Here is an 18,663-nt window from a genome sequence, read left to right as displayed (position 1 = left end):
TTATAGAGAAGTGGCTATTTAGCCACTTCTACTACTCGGCTTTTACGGCGAATTAGCTTTCTTGCACACCATGCATAAAGTAGCCCTGCAACAACACCTGAAATATGTGATTCTGTTGATACACCTAATTGTCCTGGGATTAATCCGTAGGCCATTGACCCATAATAGAATAGAACAAAGAGTGCGATCACTATATCGATGATTTTACGTCGAGTAAAAGCGTGAGCAATAAGCAAAGACCACAATCCAAAAATCCATCCACTTGCACCGACGTGAATAGCACTTCGTCCAAAAATCCAAACTAATAAACCGCTTACGATAATGATAAATATACTGGATAACACATATTCTCGTAGAGATTGGGTCATGGATAAAAAGCTAAGAATAAGAAGCGGGAGTAGATTACTAAATAGATGAGACCAAGATCCATGAATGAAAGGCGCGATAAAAATACCAATTAAACCTTCACCTGTTCTTGGAATAATGCCCCATTGAAGAAGAGAGATGGGGAGTAGTGAGTTAATAAGTTGAAGTAAGACTAATATGATAGTTAACCCACCAAGAAAGGTGAGTCTTTTTTTAAACCAAATCTTATCCATACCGATAGCCTTAATAATGTGATGGTGCTGATAAAACACTATAAGCTATAAATAGAAGAGCCTTTAAGAAAAAAGAAGAAAGGCTCTTTTTTCTTTATCAGTCTAATAAATTAAGGCAAGCAGCTCCACGAGCGCCACCTGCATCACCATGACGTGCTTTTTCTATTAATGGAATTTGTGCATTGCCGTAAACACAGTGTGAGAGATATTCAGGTAATAGTTCATACAGGGCGTTAAATTGTGATAATCCACCACCAATAACAATCAAATGAGGGTCAAGTACAGTAAGAATATTGCTAAGGTAAATCGCAAGTACTTTCATATAGCGATCAACATGTTCTTGAGTTTTTTCATCGCCTGCATAATATTGCTCAACAATATCAACCGCTCTTTGTGGGGTATGATTGAAGGCTTTATACATACGTTCAAAACCACGGCCCGATAAATAGGTTTCAAAACACGCTTTTTTGCCACAGCCACAAATAATTTTTGGCATCGTCTCACCGATCACATTATCTGCATCTACATTCAGATTCATATGACCGATTTCACCAGCAATCCCATTCTTACCAGACAATACTTTGCCATCAATAACAAATCCGCCACCCACTCCCGTGCCTAATATAAGACCTAATACAGAAGGGTGATGACGAAACTCAGGATCCCAAGCTTCTGATAAAGCAAAGCAGTTAGCATCATTTTCGACTTTAACGGGTCTATTGAGTATATGTGCGAGATCGTGAACCATAGGTTTGTATTTAGCTGCCGGAACATTAGTGGTAAACACCGTTCCTTCTGTAGCATTCACAATACCAGGAACACCCACACCTACTTTTCCCTTACAACCTAGTTCATTGTCAGCTTCTAAAGTCAGTTCCTTAAAAACATTCAATAATGCCTGATAGTCATTTTTAGGTGTAGGAACACGTTTTTGCCATACTTGAGTCAGATCTTTATCAAAAACGGCAAGCTCAATTTTTGTGCCGCCCATATCAAAACCATAATACATATCAGTCTCTTAATTATTCTGTAAATATTATTTATAGTAACGACAAGGTTGTCGTTACATGGCCATTTCTATTTCAGTCAATACTTAAGTTATCTCTACTGCTTATATACACTAGGTTAAAGAAGAACAGTGATTGGTGACAGTTGAGTTTTCTTTATCTATTGATTACTACCTTCAATCAAAACACTACGTACTCTCATTAGAGCAAAGCCTAATAAATTTAATCCATTCCAAAGAAGAGGATTGTTAATCTCGTTATCTTGCTCACTTAAACCGACTCCCCATATTTTATCAACGGGGCTTGCCTCAACAAGCACACGATTGCCTGTTGAAATCAGAAATTTACCGAGTTCTTCATTTTGGGAAAATTTTGCGATATTGGCACGAATAACAATATCCATACGGTGTTGTTCCCAAATGCTTTGGTCAAACCCTTTTACTTCTCTGCCTAATGCTTTTGCTGAGCCCGGATTAGATGTAGTGATAATCCGCTCTCTGACTTCTATATCATTAAATAATTTCGCTTTTTCAGCCATCATATAGTGTTCAGCACTGATGTAACGAACATCATCTAAGATAAAGGGTGCTGGGTACCATTGGCTAAAGCAACTTTTTGTGACTTCATCTGTTTTACTTTTGTGTCCCCAAAAGTAAACAAATTTTATTTTCTTACCTGTACGGAAATCTTTCTTTAATTGTTCTAAATCCATTTTTTTTCCATTATCACGAAGGCTTTTTGCTTATCTAATAAAGATAGCATAGAAGTAAAGAAGGATAGAGTGCCTTTTTGTGATTCTGTGAGTAGGTGAAGCGATTCCGCTATTTGATCATATTGATATAATTAAACGTCTTATTTTGATTAGTTTCTATCGAATAATAAAAAAATAGAACTTAAACTCGTAGGATTGTTCTTAAAAAAAAACATCTAAAAAGTATATTATTTTATATGATTACATAAAAAGATTATCTTAAAATGATATAACTTTATTAGTATAAAGATGTAGTTGGTTAAGTATTTTTAATATAAAAAAACATAATAATGGGTATTTATACTAATTATTAGTATATATAACTATTGTTTTGTTTGTTTAATATAAAATTCAATAGGTTAAATGAATGATAACGTATTTTTTCATTGTTACATTTATAATTTGAACTAGATCACGCTTGTTGGTTTGTTAAGCTAAATTAACAATACTGTTTTAGGTATAAAATATAACTTAAGTTAATTATCCTGAAATACGGGTTATTCTTAGTGGTATTTACTATAAGTAAATAGTGATACTACTCATAGTTAGATAATCTATTTTTGTCTGTTTTCTTAGGGTGTTTTTTCCAAAACTTAACCAACACTGATGTATTTTATTTTTTTTCAATAAAAACAGCCTATCTTTATATGATAAAAAGCAATAAATTCACCTTTTGAGTGTAAAAAATAAATCATTTTTGATGATGATCAATATGGATTAATAATATTTAACATTTTTTCTGCTCTTTTTTAGAGGGTAAATTTAATGAAAATATGAAGATTTTTTTTATTTGATCTTGAAAGGTTCTTTAGTTCTTAGAGGAAATAATATTAATTAAGGATTATTTTAGAATTTTATTTTTATAAAATTTATACAAATTGTTATTAGTTAATAGTAGTTATTATCCGGTTTTTAACCGTGTTTTTTTGGGTGAAAAATACGCTATTTTCGATGGTGATAATGAATATTAAATTAAGTAAAAATACCCAACTTTATGAAGTGAAAATGAGTAATATTTAAATTTTTATACTTTTTTTGATGTTGTCTTTTTCATTAAAATAATTATACAATTTAATTTAAATAATCATTACTCCTAATCGGATGATGCTTATTTGTAATTAAATAAATCGGTGTTTATAAGATTATTTTACCCTACATAGTTGATGTTCATTAATTGATGATTTAATGAGAGTTTAAATATGAATTTATAAAGATATATTTTTAACTTGTTGTAAAAATTATCTATAAGGTTCTCTCTTCCTTATTTTGGATGAGCATCAAATTATTGAACGAGGTTTAGAGTACAGTTATTAAAGGGGCCACACTATGTATGATGATATTAGTAACCTAAAAGATAAGTTTCAGGAAGATGCCTTTGCTTTTCAGGAGTTTTCTTCCTCTACAATACAAGATGTTGATAATAAAATAGAACCAGTAGTTATAAATAAAGAAGATAATAATAAAATTAGTAATTTAAGTAATAATACGTTTTCTGAAACTTCACTTGTTGTGAAAAACGAACCAAAACAGCCTGTTACTTCATCGTCTATCTCTTCTTATCACCAGGATGCTTTAGTTGTTAAAGCAAAGAAAGACAGTTTAATTAAGAGTAAGAAAAATTTGTTAGCAGATAATAAAATATTTGATAGCAAAGAAACAGATAGAGTTCATGCTCATGAAAATATATCACTAAAAGATATATTGTCATTTATTGCCTCTGTCTAATCTAAATAAGTAAAACTCTTTGTGTAGATAAATAATATTGACTGGTGTCAATCGTTAGCCATTGTTATTTTATTTTTTAAGATAGGTTTATTTCTTTTCGATGTTTATTAATGTCGATGGGATGCCTTTGTCTTAAGAAAAGATCTATGGCGATGACAAAGGTATGGGTTTATGAATAAAATATTTAAAACATTAATTACGGCTTTTCTATTGATAACAATGTTTTCACTCATTGTTATGCCAATGAGTGCCGAACAACAATATATATTCGGTATTATCAATATATTGCTGTTATTTGTTATCGGTTTTAAAAAATCAAAAAAACGATTGTTAACAATGGTTTTTATTTCATTGTTGATGTCAACGCGTTATCTCTACTGGCGTGCAACAAATACCTTAAATTTTAATACAACTATCGAGGCTGTTTTAGGTAGTGGTTTATTTATGGCTGAAATTTATTCTTGGATAATATTAGTCCTAGGATATTTCCAAACATCATGGCCATTAAATAGAAAAATAGCACCTTTACCTAAAGATATTTCTCAATGGCCTACTGTTGATATTTATATTCCAACCTATAACGAAAGTTTGGATGTAGTACGTGATACTGTCTTAGCTGCACAAGCTATCGATTATCCACAAGATAAAATGAAAGTTTATATATTGGATGATGGTAGCCGTGAAGAATTTAAACAATTCGCTGGTGATGTTGGTGTAACTTACATTGAACGTGAAGTTCATGATCACGCAAAAGCGGGTAACTTAAATCATGCGATGGGATTAACAGACGGTGAGCTAATTTGCGTTTTTGACTGTGACCACATTTCAACACGTATTTTCTTGCAGGCAACAGTCGGTAGCTTCCTTGAAGATCCAAAATTAGCGCTGATCCAAACACCACACTATTTCTACTCGCCAGACCCATTTGAACGTAACTTAAGTGCGGCTAAAGATGCACCGCATGAAGGTGCGCTTTTCTATGGCCCTGTTCAACGTGGTAATGATAACTGGAATGCGACATTCTTCTGTGGTTCATGTGCTGTTATGCGTCGTAGTGCCCTTGAAGAAATCGGTGGTATCGCTGTTGAAACAGTAACTGAAGATGCGCACACTGCGCTTAAATTACAACGCTTAGGCTGGAACTCTGCATTTATTGATATTCCTTTAGCTGCAGGTCTTGCGACTGAACGTTTAGCATTGCACGTTAATCAACGTATTCGTTGGGCGAGAGGAATGACACAGATATTCCGCGTAGATAACCCAATGTTAGGTCGTGGTTTAACATTCCCTCAGCGTTTATGTTACCTCAATGCCATGCTCCATTTTCAGTACGGTTTACCTCGTATCATCTTTTTGACTGCACCGTTACTGTTTATGTTATTTAACCTCAATATTATCGCTTCATCCGCCAGCATGATATTTGCCTATGCGTTACCACACTTAATCATGTCGGTTTATGTAAACTCGAAAAATATCGGTAAATACCGTTACTCTTTCTGGGGCGAAATTTATGAAACTGTTATGGCATTTAGTTTGGTGTTACCTACTTTATTGAGCTTAGTTTCACCAAAATTAGGTAAATTTAACGTAACAGATAAAGGTGATTTGCTTGATAAAAGCTATATGGATTATCTCACTGTACGTCCATTAATTATTACTGCACTTCTTCTGGTTACTGGGATTTCATGGGTTGTTATCCGTTACCTATTAAATGACTTCCAAGGTATTGATCCACTGGTTATTGTTTTAAACCTTTCTTGGGCAACTTACAGTTTATTTATCATTCTTGCCTCTATTGCAGTAGGTAAAGAGACTCGACAAATTCGTAAGCATACACGGATCAACGCGTCTCTCCCTATTACCTTACATTTTGATGATGGTGCTGAGTTAACGACAACCACTGAAGATATTTCAATGGGGGGCGTTCGCATCGCCGTGAATAAGATGTCTGAACTTCGCCAACGTAATGTCACTTCAATCACTCTGAATGTACAACGAGATGAAGTTACTGTTCCTGTTGACATGGTGAGTTTAGAAAGCAATCAACTACGTCTTGAATTCTTGCCTATTGATTTAAATCTTCGCCGTAAATTAGTGCGTATTGTCTTTGGTCGTGCTGATGCATGGATCCATCAAGCGGATTATAAAGACAAACCATTTAAAGAATTGGCAGGCATTACGCGTTGTATTTTTGAACTGTTCTTTGGTCGTCGCCAAAAAGTGAAAGCACCAGCAACAAGAACGAAAGCAAAAGCTTCACTCTCTGTGCAATCTATTAACGGGGATGACTAAGCATGAAAAAGAAACTGACATTAATGCTAAGCCTAACGGCGATGGCGATCGCAAGTATTAATCTTTCTCAAGCAGATACCGGAATGTTAGAGCTAGGAGGGGAGTTTTTACTTGACCCAACTTCTTATACACATTCGCCAGTGCAACAAAATACGAATAACCCGCTCCAACTTGAAAAGGGTGTATTGTCTGAAGCGCGTAATATCGAAGAGCAATTAACATTGGCACAGATGGGAAATCCATCACCTATCGTATTATCAGGAAGAAAATTACTTTCTGGTGTAACTTTTAATATGGCGAATGATTTATTTATTGATAACGCCACATTAACGATGAAAGTGAAAGCGTCTCAAGGATTAATTCAATCTGATCAAACACTTCACTTAATGCTAAATGGTCAACCTATGGGATTTCTACCTTTAGAAGAAGGTGGGCAAGAGCATGAATATGTTTTAGAAATCCCTGAAATGATGTTGACGAATGTAAATAACCTCAGTTTTCGTTTAGCCAATCGTGATGCATTGGATGAAAACCAATGTATTCCTCCATTGGCAGAAGGATTAAGTCTGGTTATTTCACCAGATTCATCATTAGATTATCGAGGTCGCTGGATTAATGGCGGGTATAGTCTGGAGCGATTGCCCCTACCGTTCTTTGATCCTGACAGAATGACAGCGACCTCGTTACCCATCATATTGTCGGATAAACCTGACCATGCAGAAGTAACAACAGCAGCTATTGCTGCATCATGGTTTGGTAGTCTCAGCCATGATATTAAGCAAGTTGATTTACCTGTTTTAATGAATCAGCTACCTGAAAGTGATGGTATTTTAGTGGGCTATTCAGGACAGACTATTGCGGGTATTACACTACCTTCAGGAAATAGTGGGCAATTAACCATTGTTGATAATCCGGTCGATCCTGTTTTCAAATTATTACTGATCAGTGGTGATAATGAGAAATCTCTTCGCCAAGCAGTATGGGCGTTAAACAACGGTAAATTGCCACAAAATGATCACTTAGTGGTGCCGTCTCAAACGCTTGCTATGCGTAAAGATTATGATGCACCTCGTTGGTTAAATACCAATAAACCTGTTTCGTTAAGTCAAATTTCCAATAGTAGTGATGATTTTTCGCGTCAAGGTATTAACCATGCTCCGAACCAGTTTTCGTTTCGTGTCTCACCCGATCTCTTTTGGTGGGATGGTGATGCGTTACCTTTAGATTTGAAATATGTTTTCCCTCATTCGGATAAACTAAATAGTCGTCGCTCTTCATTAATTGTTTCTTTGAATAACCAATTCTTAGGTGCATTGTATCCGGCGCGTTCAGAACCTTTAGGTATGTTAAGACAATGGCTGGGAATGGAGAGTGAACAGCAAAATAGCACACTCTATTTAAATCCTCGTCAGATCTACAGTCAGAATCAATTGCAGTTTTATTTTGACTTACGTGAACCTGAGGATGCTCCTTGTATTTTAACGGATGGCAGTGGTTTGATTAGCCAAATTGATCCGCAATCAACGCTGCAATTTAAAAATACTTGGCACTATTCAAGAATGCCAAACTTGGCTTATTTTTCAGGGGCGTCATTCCCATTTAGTCGTCGTGCGGATTTTTCACAAACCACACTGCTATTACCTGAAAATCCAACAATTGAAGAGCTTTATACCTTAGTGAACTTAATGGCGAGATCAGGTTATGCCACAGGTACACCAGTTTCTCATGCATCAGTTTTCTTAGGTGCTAAAGAGCTTGAGAAAAATAATCTCTCTCAACACGATGTGCTAGCGATTGGCTCATTAAGTAGTGACGGTTTTTTACCAGCACGTTTTTCACAACAAACGTTCTCATTTTTAAATAAAAACGTCGAAGTCAAACCACAATCATTGATTGATAAAGCAAAAGGTTGGATGGCTGGTGATTATTTATCTCAAAGTAGTGATGCTGCAAGTTACTTATCTTCGGTGAAAGATTGGCGTGGCATGATGAGTTTTATCTCACCTTGGGCAAGCGATAGGGTTGTTGTGTTAGTTACTGCTAAAGGTAATGATTCGATAAAAACCATTATCAATGATTTAAATTTAGCTCAAATAAATGCGGCGATTAAAGGCGATATCACTCTTATTAGTGGTAAAGATACTGTAAAAAGCTTCCATTTAGGTGAACACTTCTCGCAAGGTGACTTACCTTTCTTACAACAATTCCTTTGGTATAGCTCTAGACACGTCTATTTGCTGGGTCTTTTAGCGGTTGGTTTTTGTGCGTTGACGGGCTTCGTGACTTATTACTGGTTACAACGTCGTTCAACTCGTCGTTTACATCAGATATCACAGCATCGTTCAGACAAATAAGGGGGGATATGAGATGAAAAATCACGCACTTAATATCATCGTTCAAGTCATCTATGCAGGTTGCATTCTAGGGGCTTCAAGCCAAGTACAAGCAACCGCAGTTGAGGCAAATACAACAGCAACTGATCCAAGTATTGTCAGTTCTCTTATTGAACAAGCTAATTATTGGCATGGTAGAGCTCACGATGAACGTGCAGTAGAAGCATTACAAAAAGTTTTGATTATGGAAAGCAATAATCAGGATGCGCTGTATTTAATGGCATTCTTTACTGCACAACAAGGTAATGAAAAACAAGCAACTTATTGGCGAGAAAAACTTGCGCAAATTGCACCGCAAGATCCACGAATTGAAGGATTAAAAAACATCCGTTCATCACAATTTAGTGAACAACAATTAGGATATGCCAGAGAGTTAGCGAAAAAGGGGCAACACGCAGAAGCGATAAAAGCGTACCAACGTTTATTTGTAAGCAGTGAGCCACCTGAAACACTGGCGTTAGAATATTATCAAACGATGGCAGGTGTACCCACAATGTTGCCTCAAGCCATTACAGGATTAAAGCAACGTGCTGCATTGATGCCTGATAATAAAGAAACGCAAAAAGCATTAGGATTAACATTGACTTATAACGAAGAGACTCGTCGTGAAGGGATAACTATTTTAGGGAATATCTCGGGTGATGAGTCGGCCAAAAAAGGTCTGCGTCAAGCACTGTTATGGTTGAATGTTCGTCCTGATGATGAAGTGTTATATAAAACTTATTTGCAAGCAAACCCGAACGATAAAGCGGTTGCAGAGCATTTCCAAGGTGCTATTCAAGGTAATGCACGCCAAGCAGGTTATACCGCATTAAACAAAGGCAAATTGAAAGAAGCCGAAGGTTATTTCAAACAAGCTTTGGCGTCAGATAACAATGATGCGCAAGCCTTAGCAGGTTTAGGTTATATCGCATTACGTTCAGGTGATTTAACCACCGGTCAGCGTTTATTAAATCAAGCTGCGCAATCGGGTGGCGAACAAGGCAGTAAATGGAAGCAACAAGCGGAAGATGCGGGTTTTTATGCGCAATTACGCAGCGCACAACAACGCGCTAAACAAGGAAATATTCAACAAGCTATTGAACAATTAGCCCCATTAACCAGTGCTTCAGGTGAAAAAGGGTTATCTGCCAATTTATTACAAGCTGACTTATTGCGAAAGCAAGGTAATTTACCTGCTGCCCACCAATTGCTGTCAGGGATTTATCAGCAAAATAGCCGTAATGAAAAAGTGATTTCTGCTTATTACTATTTATTAGTTCAGGAAGGACAGAATACGAAAGCAGAACAATTACTGGCTCAACAATCTGCTTCTTTGCGTCAAAAATTGACTGCGAATACCGATCCTTCTGAGAAATTACGCCGTGAAGCGCAAAAAGCATTAGAAAGTGGTGATCGTGTTCAAGCAAGACAATTACTTTTACAAGCACAGCGTAAAAACCCGCAAAATAACTGGGTTTACCTTGACTTAGCACGCCTAATGGTGGCGGATGGCGATAGTGTTGGTGCAAAAAATATTATTTCACAACTACAAAACCGCAGAACAAGAGATTCTGATTATGTGGCATCTCTATTTTATGTTGAGCAAAAAGAGTGGGATAAAGTTTTTAACTTACTAAGTAGCCATAATCAACAAACTGAAGCTGAAAAAGAGTTATTACAACGAGCTCGTTTCCATCGCCAACTTGCGCAAGCTGACCATTATCGTCAGGCTGGAAACCTTGTGGCCATGCGTAATATTTTACGTCCATTAATTAATCAAGTTGCTGATTATCCAAATGATGTGGGTGAATTAGCAGAGAAATTAGTTAACAGTGGATTAAACGATGAAGCGTTACAATTAGTTGAAAGTGATATTGCAAAAGGCACTAAAGGCTCGGTAGGTAACTACGCAGGTCACATCAACGTTCTCAATGAGTTAGGTCATTATACACAGGCGTCTAGCTTGATTAATGATCCTGCTTTACAACAAGAAACACCGATTGTTGAGAAAAAACGTTTAGAAGCTGCGACTAAAGTTGCGCAAGCCGATAGTTTACGTGAAAAAGGCGAAATTAAAGCGGCTTACGACACGTTAGTCGTTGCTTTAAAAGCATCACCTAATGATCCCGATTTATTAATGGCATTAAGTCGTGTTTATTTAGCGCAATCCATGCCTGAACAATCAAACAAAATTCTTTCTTACTTAGAAAAAGAGCAAGGAAAAGATAGCAAATTAATCCAAGCTCAAATTGAAGTGGCATTAGCACAGAAAGATGGAAGAAAAGCACAGCAGTTGTTGCAACAACTCCCATCTTCTTCACAGCCAGCTTATTTATTACAAGCTGCACAAATTGCGCAACTAAATGGTGAGAATCGCAAAGCATTAACGTTACTGCGTAGTGCGCAATGGCAAAATAGTGATAGCTCATTGAAAACTTCAGCAGGCCAATTAAAAGCATTAGGTGACAGTGATAATGCCACGATTGCGGGGTCTATTTATGAACGTAAAGAGATGGCATCGGTTCAACGCTCTATTCGTGAATTAGAAGAGAAAGTTTCACCTTGGGTACAAGGTGGTGTTGCTGTTCGTCATCGCAATGGTGATAAAGGATTATCTAACGTCACTGAAATTTCGGCACCAATGAGTATTTCAAGTGTACCTGGTGAAGAATTCCGTTGGGAATTTAGTGTTAACCCAGTTTCGATGACCAGTGGTTCGGTTTCTGGAGAAAGAGCTAACCGCTTTGGTACTGGTCAGCTTCAACATGCTGAACGCTTTGCTAAGAATAGCGATAACCATGATGAGAAAAACAAAATTAATGCCGATGAAGCCGGTAGCCAACGTGCTTCTGGTGTTGAATTAGGACTGCGCTTATCAGACAAGGATGTCAGCTTTGATGTGGGCTCAACGCCATTAGGTAAAGATACGGCAACGGTTGTCGGTGGCCTCACATATTCACCTCAAATTAGCCAAAATGGGCAACTAACACTGACCGCAGAGCGCAGAGCCATAAAAGATAGTCTACTTTCTTATATGGGGCGTACTGATCCAATGACTGGCGAAAGTTGGGGGCGTGTAACTCGTAACGGCGCTAAAGTTCAATATGCTTGGGATGATGGAAAAATTGGGGCTTATGCTGGTGGTGGTTTCTATAACTACGAAGGTAAAAGTGTTGCGAGTAATGATGAAGTGAAAGCGTGGATTGGCTCTTATGCTAAGTTCTATAAAGATGATCAACAAGAAGTAAAAGCCGGTGTGCATGTTGATTATATGAACTTTAGAAATAACCAAAACTACTTCTCTCTAGGACATGGTGGCTACTTTAGCCCACAAGATTATGTGTCTGTTACATTGCCTGTTGCTTATACCCGCCGTTTTGAAAAAGGTGAAGTCTCACTAAATGGTGCAATAGGGATACAAAGTTACAAACAGAAAGGCAGCGATTATTTCCCAACACATGGTTATATGCAAAACGCATTAAATAAAAAGAATGCGAGCGATCCTCGTATTAAATCTCAGTACGAAGAAGAAGACGAAACGAATTTTACTTATAGATTAGGTTTAGACGCGAAATATTATTTAAACAAAGAAACCGAGTTAGGTGTCAGCTTATCGCATGATACATCGGGTGATTATGCTGAAGATAATATGTGGTTACACTTAAAATATACCCCAGACTTCCTGTCTAAATAATTAAGGAGACAAATAATGAATAAGCATGACAGTGATATCTTACAATTACCTTTTGAAAGTGGCTGGCAAGATCTAACTCAATTATTATTTTTTCAAATCTTAAATGACAATGATATTTCTACTGCTGGAAATAAATTAAGGAATATAGGTAAAGATATTGCCTTACGTTATCCTTTACCTGAAAGCGAAAATATTCAATTACTTGAATCACATATTAATCGCGTATTAACACTTTTTAAATGGGGGTTTGTCACGATATCCCCGGCAATGAGTGAACTTTTATTGGTTCATTGTGCATGGCCTCATTTTACGCAAAGCCAAGATGATGCTCAGTGGCGTGTTGCAAGTGCCGGTGTTTTAGAAGGGTTATATGAAGGCTGGTTAACGAATCAAGGTGGTAATGACAAAATGCAAGTGCATCGTCAACCTACTGATGCAAAAGATGTCTTTATTTTCCGCTATGCGCATAACTCATCAGCCGAATAATAATATATATGCTTTATTGATGAGCATAGGAGGTCAAAAATGAATGAAATGATATTTAATGATGATAATTCTAAATGCTTATTAATAAAGCAATTTACTAATAATGTTTTCATGATGTTAGTAACAGATATTAATGGCATCATTATTTATGCAAATGAAAAATATTGCGAATTTAATAATGTTCACTTTGAAAATATAAAAGGTAAAAAATACAGCTTATTTAACTTAGTTGATGAGAATCAAATTAATTGTTGTGTAAATGGTAATAATGATAATAAGGGAGTATATCGATTAGAAGCCAAAAGAAATAACGATACACAACAAGATGTATGGGAAGATATTAGTATTATTCCTGTTTTTGATGAAAGTAATTTAATTTCTCATTATGTATTTATTAGCTTGGATATTACTGATAAGGTAGAGCTAAGAAATGAGTTATTTAATAAAAGCTATATTGACTCATTAACTGGAATATCTAATCGATTAAGTATTGTTGAAAAAATCGAAAATGAACGCTTAAATATTTCACAGCCATCTTCATTTTGTCTGGGTATTATAGATTGCGATAAATTCAAATCTATTAATGATCAATTCGGGCATCATGCTGGCGATAAAGTATTGTGTGAAATATCAAAACGATTGTCACAATTAGAAAATAGTGAAGTCTATTGTGGCCGGCTTGGTGGCGATGAATTTGCTGTGCTTTTCCCTAAAGGATTACGTTCTTGTTCTGTGATTTTGTTAGAAATAATAGAATCACTTTGGAAATCAATGGAAAAGCCTATCGATATTAATTCGGATTTTATGTTAACCCCTTCAATTAGTTTAGGTATTGCTGAATATCCTAAAGACGGAAAAACATTATCTGAATTATTAAAATCTGCAGATGAAACACTTTATTCTATAAAAGAAAAGGGTGGTAACAAATATGGATTTTATTCTGGATTTTAAATAGAAAAATTTTTAAATAAAGATATATAAAATAACGTTATCTCTTTTTAACGAAGAGGGAGGTGACTGTTTTTAAAATATATCTAGCATTCCTAATGAAATATAAGAGTAATTTTAAAATAACACTAAATATTAGTTTTAGATAAATATCTATTAGAGGATTTTATTATGATGAAAGCGGTTATCCCTGTTGCTGGATTAGGTACTCGTATGTTACCTGCAACGAAATCAATTCCTAAAGAAATGCTGCCAATCGTTGATCGCCCTTTAATTCAATATATTGTTGAAGAGTGCGCTCAGGCAGGTGTTGAGGAAATTATTTTAGTGACTCACTCTTCTAAAAATTCAATTGCGGATCACTTTGATACCAGCTTTGAATTAGAAAATATGCTGGAACAGCGTATTAAAAATAAATTATTAGAAGAAGTGCGCTCAATTTGTCCTGACAATGTCAAAATTGTTCAAATTCGTCAAGGTCATGCTTTAGGTTTAGGCCATGCAATTTGCTGTGCACGTCCAGTTATTGGCAATAATCCATTTATTGTTTTACTGCCAGATGTTTTATTAAATGCACACTATTGTGATCCTCAACATGATAATTTATCAGCAATGATAAAACGTTTTGAAAAAACAGAACGTAGCCAAATAATGGTTGAACCTGTGCCAATGAGCCAAGTGCAACAATATGGTGTTGTAGATTGTGAAGGGGTTTTCTGTCCTCAAGGTAATTGGGCTCCTATTCGTCGTATCGTAGAAAAACCAAATCCTGAAGATGCGCCTTCTAATCTTTCTGTTGTTGGCCGTTACGTTTTTTCTGAAGCTATCTGGGAATTATTAGATGGTCTACCAGCTGGCGTAGGTGGTGAAATTCAATTAACGGATGCGATTGATTTATTATTGAAAAAAGAAGTCGCTGAAGCATATACCTTAGTGGGTAAATCACATGACTGTGGTAATAAGCTAGGATATATGAAAGCCTTTGTTGAATATGGCCTACATAATTCTGTGTTAAAAGAAGAATTTGCTTCTTGGATGCAGGACTTTTGTGAAAAAACATTGTTACCCAAAACAGAAGTCATAGAAGAAGATGAAGTAAGTGAAGCACAAAAGATAGTTGCTATCTTTTGAGTTTATCTTGAAATAATATGCAATATGCCGACCGAACTAAGATGGCGGTCGGCAATAGCAGGAGAGAAAGGCAATGTCTTTTAGGCACTTATCTCGTTGTAATTTTCTATTTTCCACCTTTTTTATTTTAGGTTTGTTGCTTATGGTTTCACCCTCAATACAGGCAGCAGATACTCAATTAGGATGGCAACAGTTTAAAGAGCGCTACATTAAGGATGATGGGCGAGTTATAGACAGCGCTAACAAAAATATTTCACACTCTGAAGGTCAAGGCTATGGCATGTTAATGGCTGTGATGAGTGATGATCATGAAACATTTAATAAGTTATGGCGCTGGACAGCAGCTTCTCTTTATCGTGGCGATTTAGGCTTATTTAAATGGCGTTATGAGCCTGAAAATAGTGAACATACCCCTGATCCTAATAATGCGACAGATGGTGATATCTTAATTGCGTGGGCATTATTAAAAGCTGGCGAAAAATGGAATGATGAAAGTTACCTTTCAGCTTCTGATTCTATTCAACACGCTATTTTGGAACATACTTTAGTTAAGACAAAAAATTATACCGTACTTTTACCCGGTATTAATGGGTTTAAAACGCCAGAAGAAATTATTATTAACCCATCCTATTTTATTTTCCCTGCATGGAAAGATTTTTATCGCACAAGCCAAGATGTTCGTTGGAAAGCGTTAATTAATGATAGCCAGTCTTTACTTAGAAACATGCGATTTGGTGAATATCAATTACCCACTGACTGGGTAAGTTTATATCCAGATGGAAAGATAGAACCGAGTGAAAAATGGCCTGCACGATTTAGCTTTGATGCAATACGCATTCCACTTTATTTAGCTTGGGCACATGACGAATTAGCGCTACAACCTTTTGTGCAGTATTGGCAGCAATTTGATCGTTATAAAACCCCAGCTTGGGTAAGTATTGATGCTCAAGAGCGCGCTGAATATAACCTTACTCCCGGCATGATGGCGGTGAGAGATTTAACGATGAAAACACCTATTGAAGATGTCGATTTAAGTAAAGATACGGACTATTATTCTTCAGCTTTACATTTATTAGCGGCTTTTGCTCAAAACGGGCAATAAGTATATTTAGTTAATTTTAATGATAGATAGCTTAAATTCCTTTTAATACAGAAAGGCATTAAGTTATCTATTTTTTTATATTGATAGTGCTAAAAAAATAACTTTCTAAATTATTTATACTTATTCGATTCTAATAAGTTAATAATAATTCGTTATCTCCATATTTTTTATAACGCTATGTTTTTAAATAATAAATAAACTTTAAACCATGATCTGAAAATAATTTATTTGATGATGTTTATGCTAAAGTTATCTCAGTAATTTGATAGTGTTATTAATATAATTTCTCATCAATAATAGAATAGAGGTGAATAAATGAAAGTTTCAGCACGTAATCAGCTAGTTGGTAAAGTTGTTGATATTATTGACGGTGCCGTTAATAGCGAAGTGATTTTATCTTTAGCTCATGGTGAAAAACTTGCCACAATTATTACTAAAGAGAGCTGTGACAGTTTAAAGATCAAAAAAGATGGCGAAGCAATTGCCATTATTAAAGCGCCGTGGGTTGTTTTAGCACTACCTGATTGCGGTTTAAATTTTTCTGCACGTAACCAATTTTTAGGTAAAGTAACTCAAATCGCACAAGGTGCGGTGAACTCTACCGTTCATTTAGAAACAGCTAAAGGTCTAGAACTGACAGCTGTTATTACAAATGAAAGCTTACAAGAGATGAAACTGGCAAAAGGCAGTGATGTTTTAGCGCTAGTGAAAGCATCAAGTGTGATTGTTGCGACACGCAAATAATTGCAAGTTTATTTATTGAAATAAAAAAGAGGCTAAATATTTAGCCTCTTTCTTTTTGATATTAATTATTTTTTTGAATTTATTATCCCGATCATCTTTTATTCAGGTAATAAAAATTAATTATCTGTACTACCTGCAACTTTCAGTTTGTCATAGATATAATTTTTATAACTATTAACTAATTTCTCGTCTTCACAATCGTTTAATTTACCTTCACATAAATGGCGCATTTGAATGTTTGCTTTGTAGAAAGGAGATAATGGCAAACGAGCACGCTCCAGTATCATGCCACCTAAAAAGCTAATATCCGTTAACTCACCCGTTGAAAGTGATGCACCTTGCGTTAGGTTATCTCTCAATGTGAATTGAGTGATATGTGCGGGGTTAGTAAATGGTGACTGGTAATTATTTAGCTCAATATTTGGTTGATGATCACCAAAATAGAGAAACATTGTCGGTTTTTCTCTTTGGGCGACAAAATTAGAGAAATCTTTAATTGCCGGATCACTGGTAATTATTTTTTCCATATAGTGGCTAAATTTACCCGGTGCATTACTACTTTCTGTATGACCTGCAATTTGGTACATATCTCTGTGTGATTCGTCATAAGGGCCATGTTCGTACATGGTTAATGAGAATATGAATAAGGGTTTATCTGTGCGTTTCTTCAGTACTTCTTCAACGTAACCCAGCATATCTACTGTCGATATCTTCCAGAGGTTTTCCTCTAATGTTCCCGGGTAGCCAAGCTCTTGAGGTTGAATGATTTCATCAATTCCCATTTTTTCATAAGCGTAACCTGCATGGTAGGCACTACGATTAAACGGGGTGAGTAAAACGGTGTAATAGCCTTCAGCTTTTAGTTGGCGGAATAAACTTTCATTAAGATTATCGACAACAAAATAGAATACAGAGTTTTTACGCGCACCAAAATCATCCGTATTTAGCCCTGTTAATACAGAAAATTCAGAAAGCCAAGTACCACCACCAAAGGTTTGTACACGTAAAGGGCTTTGTGCACTCACACCTTCATCTTTTTGGAACATAAATAAATCAGGCAGTGCAACATCTGTATTAAATTGATAAATATGAGGGTTAACTGTCGATTCCTGTAATAAAACAATAATGTCAGGTTTTATGCCTGTCTGTGTTTCTGGTAACACGGTTTTGTTCGCTTGTTCAAGAAAGTAATCTGCATCTTCCTTGAAATAAGGAGGGTGATAAGCCGTTTGGTAGCCAGACATAATTAAATTAGTGACAGTACCTCGTCCACCCGGAAGTGTGCCTTCCCATTCAGCCTGCCATTTTTCTACGGTGAAATGGATAGTGGTAAACCCAATGACTATTAAGAGTAGGCTACTTATACGTAAGGCTGGGCGTGATTTTTGGGAAAAACGCCAAGCGATGGACATATTGATAAGAAGCCATATTAGCATCGCAATCAATGCAACACCGGCTTCCCAATAATGGCCTAATGTCCCTAAATTCGAGCTATCAAAAGCCAGATCAAAGTCAGAGAACATTAATGTTTCTTTGTAATAATGGACTTTGAGCTGATTAATAAACTTAGTTATCAGGAAGAGTGTACCGGTGGTAATAGCCGAAAATAAGACACGAGCAGATAAAATAAAGCAAAGAGAAAAAAGAATAAAATAAGCACCTACAGAAAGAAGTGCAGTATAAATAAACGTTACTTTCTCAAAAATAATAAAGAGTGATGCTATAAGAATAAGTGCAAGATAAGCACTTCCTAATATTTTTTTCATATCTCTTCCGAGTATAGCGATAAAGAATAAAGGGGTATTTTAC

The 18,663-nt window shown here is 35.9% G+C and carries 13 protein-coding genes; 9 read left to right on the top strand and 4 right to left on the bottom strand.

Going from position 1 to position 18,663, the window contains the following annotated elements; genetic code table 11:
• Positions 1–14 precede the first annotated feature (14 nt).
• The 3 genes from GWJ01_RS03215 to GWJ01_RS03205 all read right to left on the bottom strand — a co-directional run bounded on the left by GWJ01_RS03215 (position 15) and on the right by GWJ01_RS03205 (position 2,318).
• Positions 15–599 (bottom strand): rhomboid family intramembrane serine protease, encoded by a 585-nt coding sequence (locus GWJ01_RS03215; protein ID WP_109394499.1) that lies wholly within the window; start codon positions 597–599, stop codon positions 15–17.
• Positions 600–696: 97 nt separating this feature from the next.
• A complete protein-coding gene (gene nagK / locus GWJ01_RS03210) occupies positions 697–1,608 on the bottom strand; it encodes an N-acetylglucosamine kinase (protein WP_109394497.1) in 912 nt (303 codons plus the stop codon).
• A 158-nt stretch (positions 1,609–1,766) separates the two neighbouring features.
• On the bottom strand, positions 1,767–2,318 hold the full coding sequence (locus GWJ01_RS03205; protein WP_161710696.1) for an NADAR family protein: 552 nt from the start codon (positions 2,316–2,318) through the stop codon (positions 1,767–1,769).
• Positions 2,319–3,683: 1,365 nt separating this feature from the next.
• On the opposite strand from GWJ01_RS03205, the gene GWJ01_RS03200 reads away from it, so the two are divergent.
• From GWJ01_RS03200 to GWJ01_RS03160, 9 genes are all read left to right on the top strand, one after another.
• Positions 3,684–4,082 (top strand): hypothetical protein, encoded by a 399-nt coding sequence (locus GWJ01_RS03200; protein WP_109394494.1) that lies wholly within the window; start codon positions 3,684–3,686, stop codon positions 4,080–4,082.
• A gap of 171 nt (positions 4,083–4,253) precedes the next feature.
• Positions 4,254–6,374, top strand: coding sequence for a UDP-forming cellulose synthase catalytic subunit (gene bcsA / locus GWJ01_RS03195; RefSeq protein WP_109394492.1), 2,121 nt, complete (start codon positions 4,254–4,256; stop codon positions 6,372–6,374).
• Between the two features lie 2 nt (positions 6,375–6,376).
• A complete protein-coding gene (bcsB, locus tag GWJ01_RS03190; RefSeq protein WP_161710695.1) occupies positions 6,377–8,728 on the top strand; it encodes a cellulose biosynthesis cyclic di-GMP-binding regulatory protein BcsB in 2,352 nt (783 codons plus the stop codon).
• Between the two features lie 13 nt (positions 8,729–8,741).
• A complete protein-coding gene (locus GWJ01_RS03185) occupies positions 8,742–12,443 on the top strand; it encodes a cellulose biosynthesis protein BcsC (protein WP_109402187.1) in 3,702 nt (1,233 codons plus the stop codon).
• Between the two features lie 15 nt (positions 12,444–12,458).
• Positions 12,459–12,929 (top strand): cellulose biosynthesis protein BcsD, encoded by a 471-nt coding sequence (bcsD, locus tag GWJ01_RS03180; protein WP_109394486.1) that lies wholly within the window; start codon positions 12,459–12,461, stop codon positions 12,927–12,929.
• Positions 12,930–12,968: 39 nt separating this feature from the next.
• Positions 12,969–13,880, top strand: coding sequence for a sensor domain-containing diguanylate cyclase (locus GWJ01_RS03175; protein WP_109394484.1), 912 nt, complete (start codon positions 12,969–12,971; stop codon positions 13,878–13,880).
• A gap of 168 nt (positions 13,881–14,048) precedes the next feature.
• Positions 14,049–15,008 carry a UTP--glucose-1-phosphate uridylyltransferase GalU gene (galU, locus tag GWJ01_RS03170; protein ID WP_227003157.1) on the top strand — a complete coding sequence of 320 codons (960 nt, stop codon included), beginning with the start codon at positions 14,049–14,051 and terminating at the stop codon, positions 15,006–15,008.
• Between the two features lie 73 nt (positions 15,009–15,081).
• Positions 15,082–16,110 (top strand): glycosyl hydrolase family 8, encoded by a 1,029-nt coding sequence (locus tag GWJ01_RS03165; RefSeq protein ID WP_109394482.1) that lies wholly within the window; start codon positions 15,082–15,084, stop codon positions 16,108–16,110.
• Between the two features lie 315 nt (positions 16,111–16,425).
• Positions 16,426–16,854 (top strand): TOBE domain-containing protein, encoded by a 429-nt coding sequence (locus GWJ01_RS03160; RefSeq protein ID WP_109394481.1) that lies wholly within the window; start codon positions 16,426–16,428, stop codon positions 16,852–16,854.
• Between the two features lie 116 nt (positions 16,855–16,970).
• Here the strand turns inward: GWJ01_RS03160 and GWJ01_RS03155 are convergent, their stop codons facing one another.
• A complete protein-coding gene (locus tag GWJ01_RS03155; RefSeq protein ID WP_161710694.1) occupies positions 16,971–18,620 on the bottom strand; it encodes an LTA synthase family protein in 1,650 nt (549 codons plus the stop codon).
• Positions 18,621–18,663: the final 43 nt, after the last annotated feature.

Origin of the sequence: Proteus sp. G2618, from assembly GCF_009915995.1 — a bacterium.
Taxonomy (GTDB): domain Bacteria; phylum Pseudomonadota; class Gammaproteobacteria; order Enterobacterales; family Enterobacteriaceae; genus Proteus; species Proteus terrae.
Note: the sequence above shows the minus strand (reverse complement) of the source record. Positions and strands in the feature narration are given on the sequence as shown.

Excerpts from the sequence above, each read along its gene's own strand:
- GWJ01_RS03215 (WP_109394499.1), bottom strand. The coding sequence starts at position 599 with ATGGATAAGATTTGGTTTAAAAAAAGACTCACCTTTCTTGGTGGGTTA.
- nagK (WP_109394497.1), bottom strand. The coding sequence starts at position 1,608 with ATGTATTATGGTTTTGATATGGGCGGCACAAAAATTGAGCTTGCCGTT.
- GWJ01_RS03205 (WP_161710696.1), bottom strand. The coding sequence starts at position 2,318 with ATGGATTTAGAACAATTAAAGAAAGATTTCCGTACAGGTAAGAAAATA.
- GWJ01_RS03200 (WP_109394494.1), top strand. The coding sequence starts at position 3,684 with ATGTATGATGATATTAGTAACCTAAAAGATAAGTTTCAGGAAGATGCC.
- bcsA (WP_109394492.1), top strand. The coding sequence starts at position 4,254 with ATGAATAAAATATTTAAAACATTAATTACGGCTTTTCTATTGATAACA.
- bcsB (WP_161710695.1), top strand. The coding sequence starts at position 6,377 with ATGAAAAAGAAACTGACATTAATGCTAAGCCTAACGGCGATGGCGATC.
- GWJ01_RS03185 (WP_109402187.1), top strand. The coding sequence starts at position 8,742 with ATGAAAAATCACGCACTTAATATCATCGTTCAAGTCATCTATGCAGGT.
- bcsD (WP_109394486.1), top strand. The coding sequence starts at position 12,459 with ATGAATAAGCATGACAGTGATATCTTACAATTACCTTTTGAAAGTGGC.
- GWJ01_RS03175 (WP_109394484.1), top strand. The coding sequence starts at position 12,969 with ATGAATGAAATGATATTTAATGATGATAATTCTAAATGCTTATTAATA.
- galU (WP_227003157.1), top strand. The coding sequence starts at position 14,049 with ATGATGAAAGCGGTTATCCCTGTTGCTGGATTAGGTACTCGTATGTTA.
- GWJ01_RS03165 (WP_109394482.1), top strand. The coding sequence starts at position 15,082 with ATGTCTTTTAGGCACTTATCTCGTTGTAATTTTCTATTTTCCACCTTT.
- GWJ01_RS03160 (WP_109394481.1), top strand. The coding sequence starts at position 16,426 with ATGAAAGTTTCAGCACGTAATCAGCTAGTTGGTAAAGTTGTTGATATT.
- GWJ01_RS03155 (WP_161710694.1), bottom strand. The coding sequence starts at position 18,620 with ATGAAAAAAATATTAGGAAGTGCTTATCTTGCACTTATTCTTATAGCA.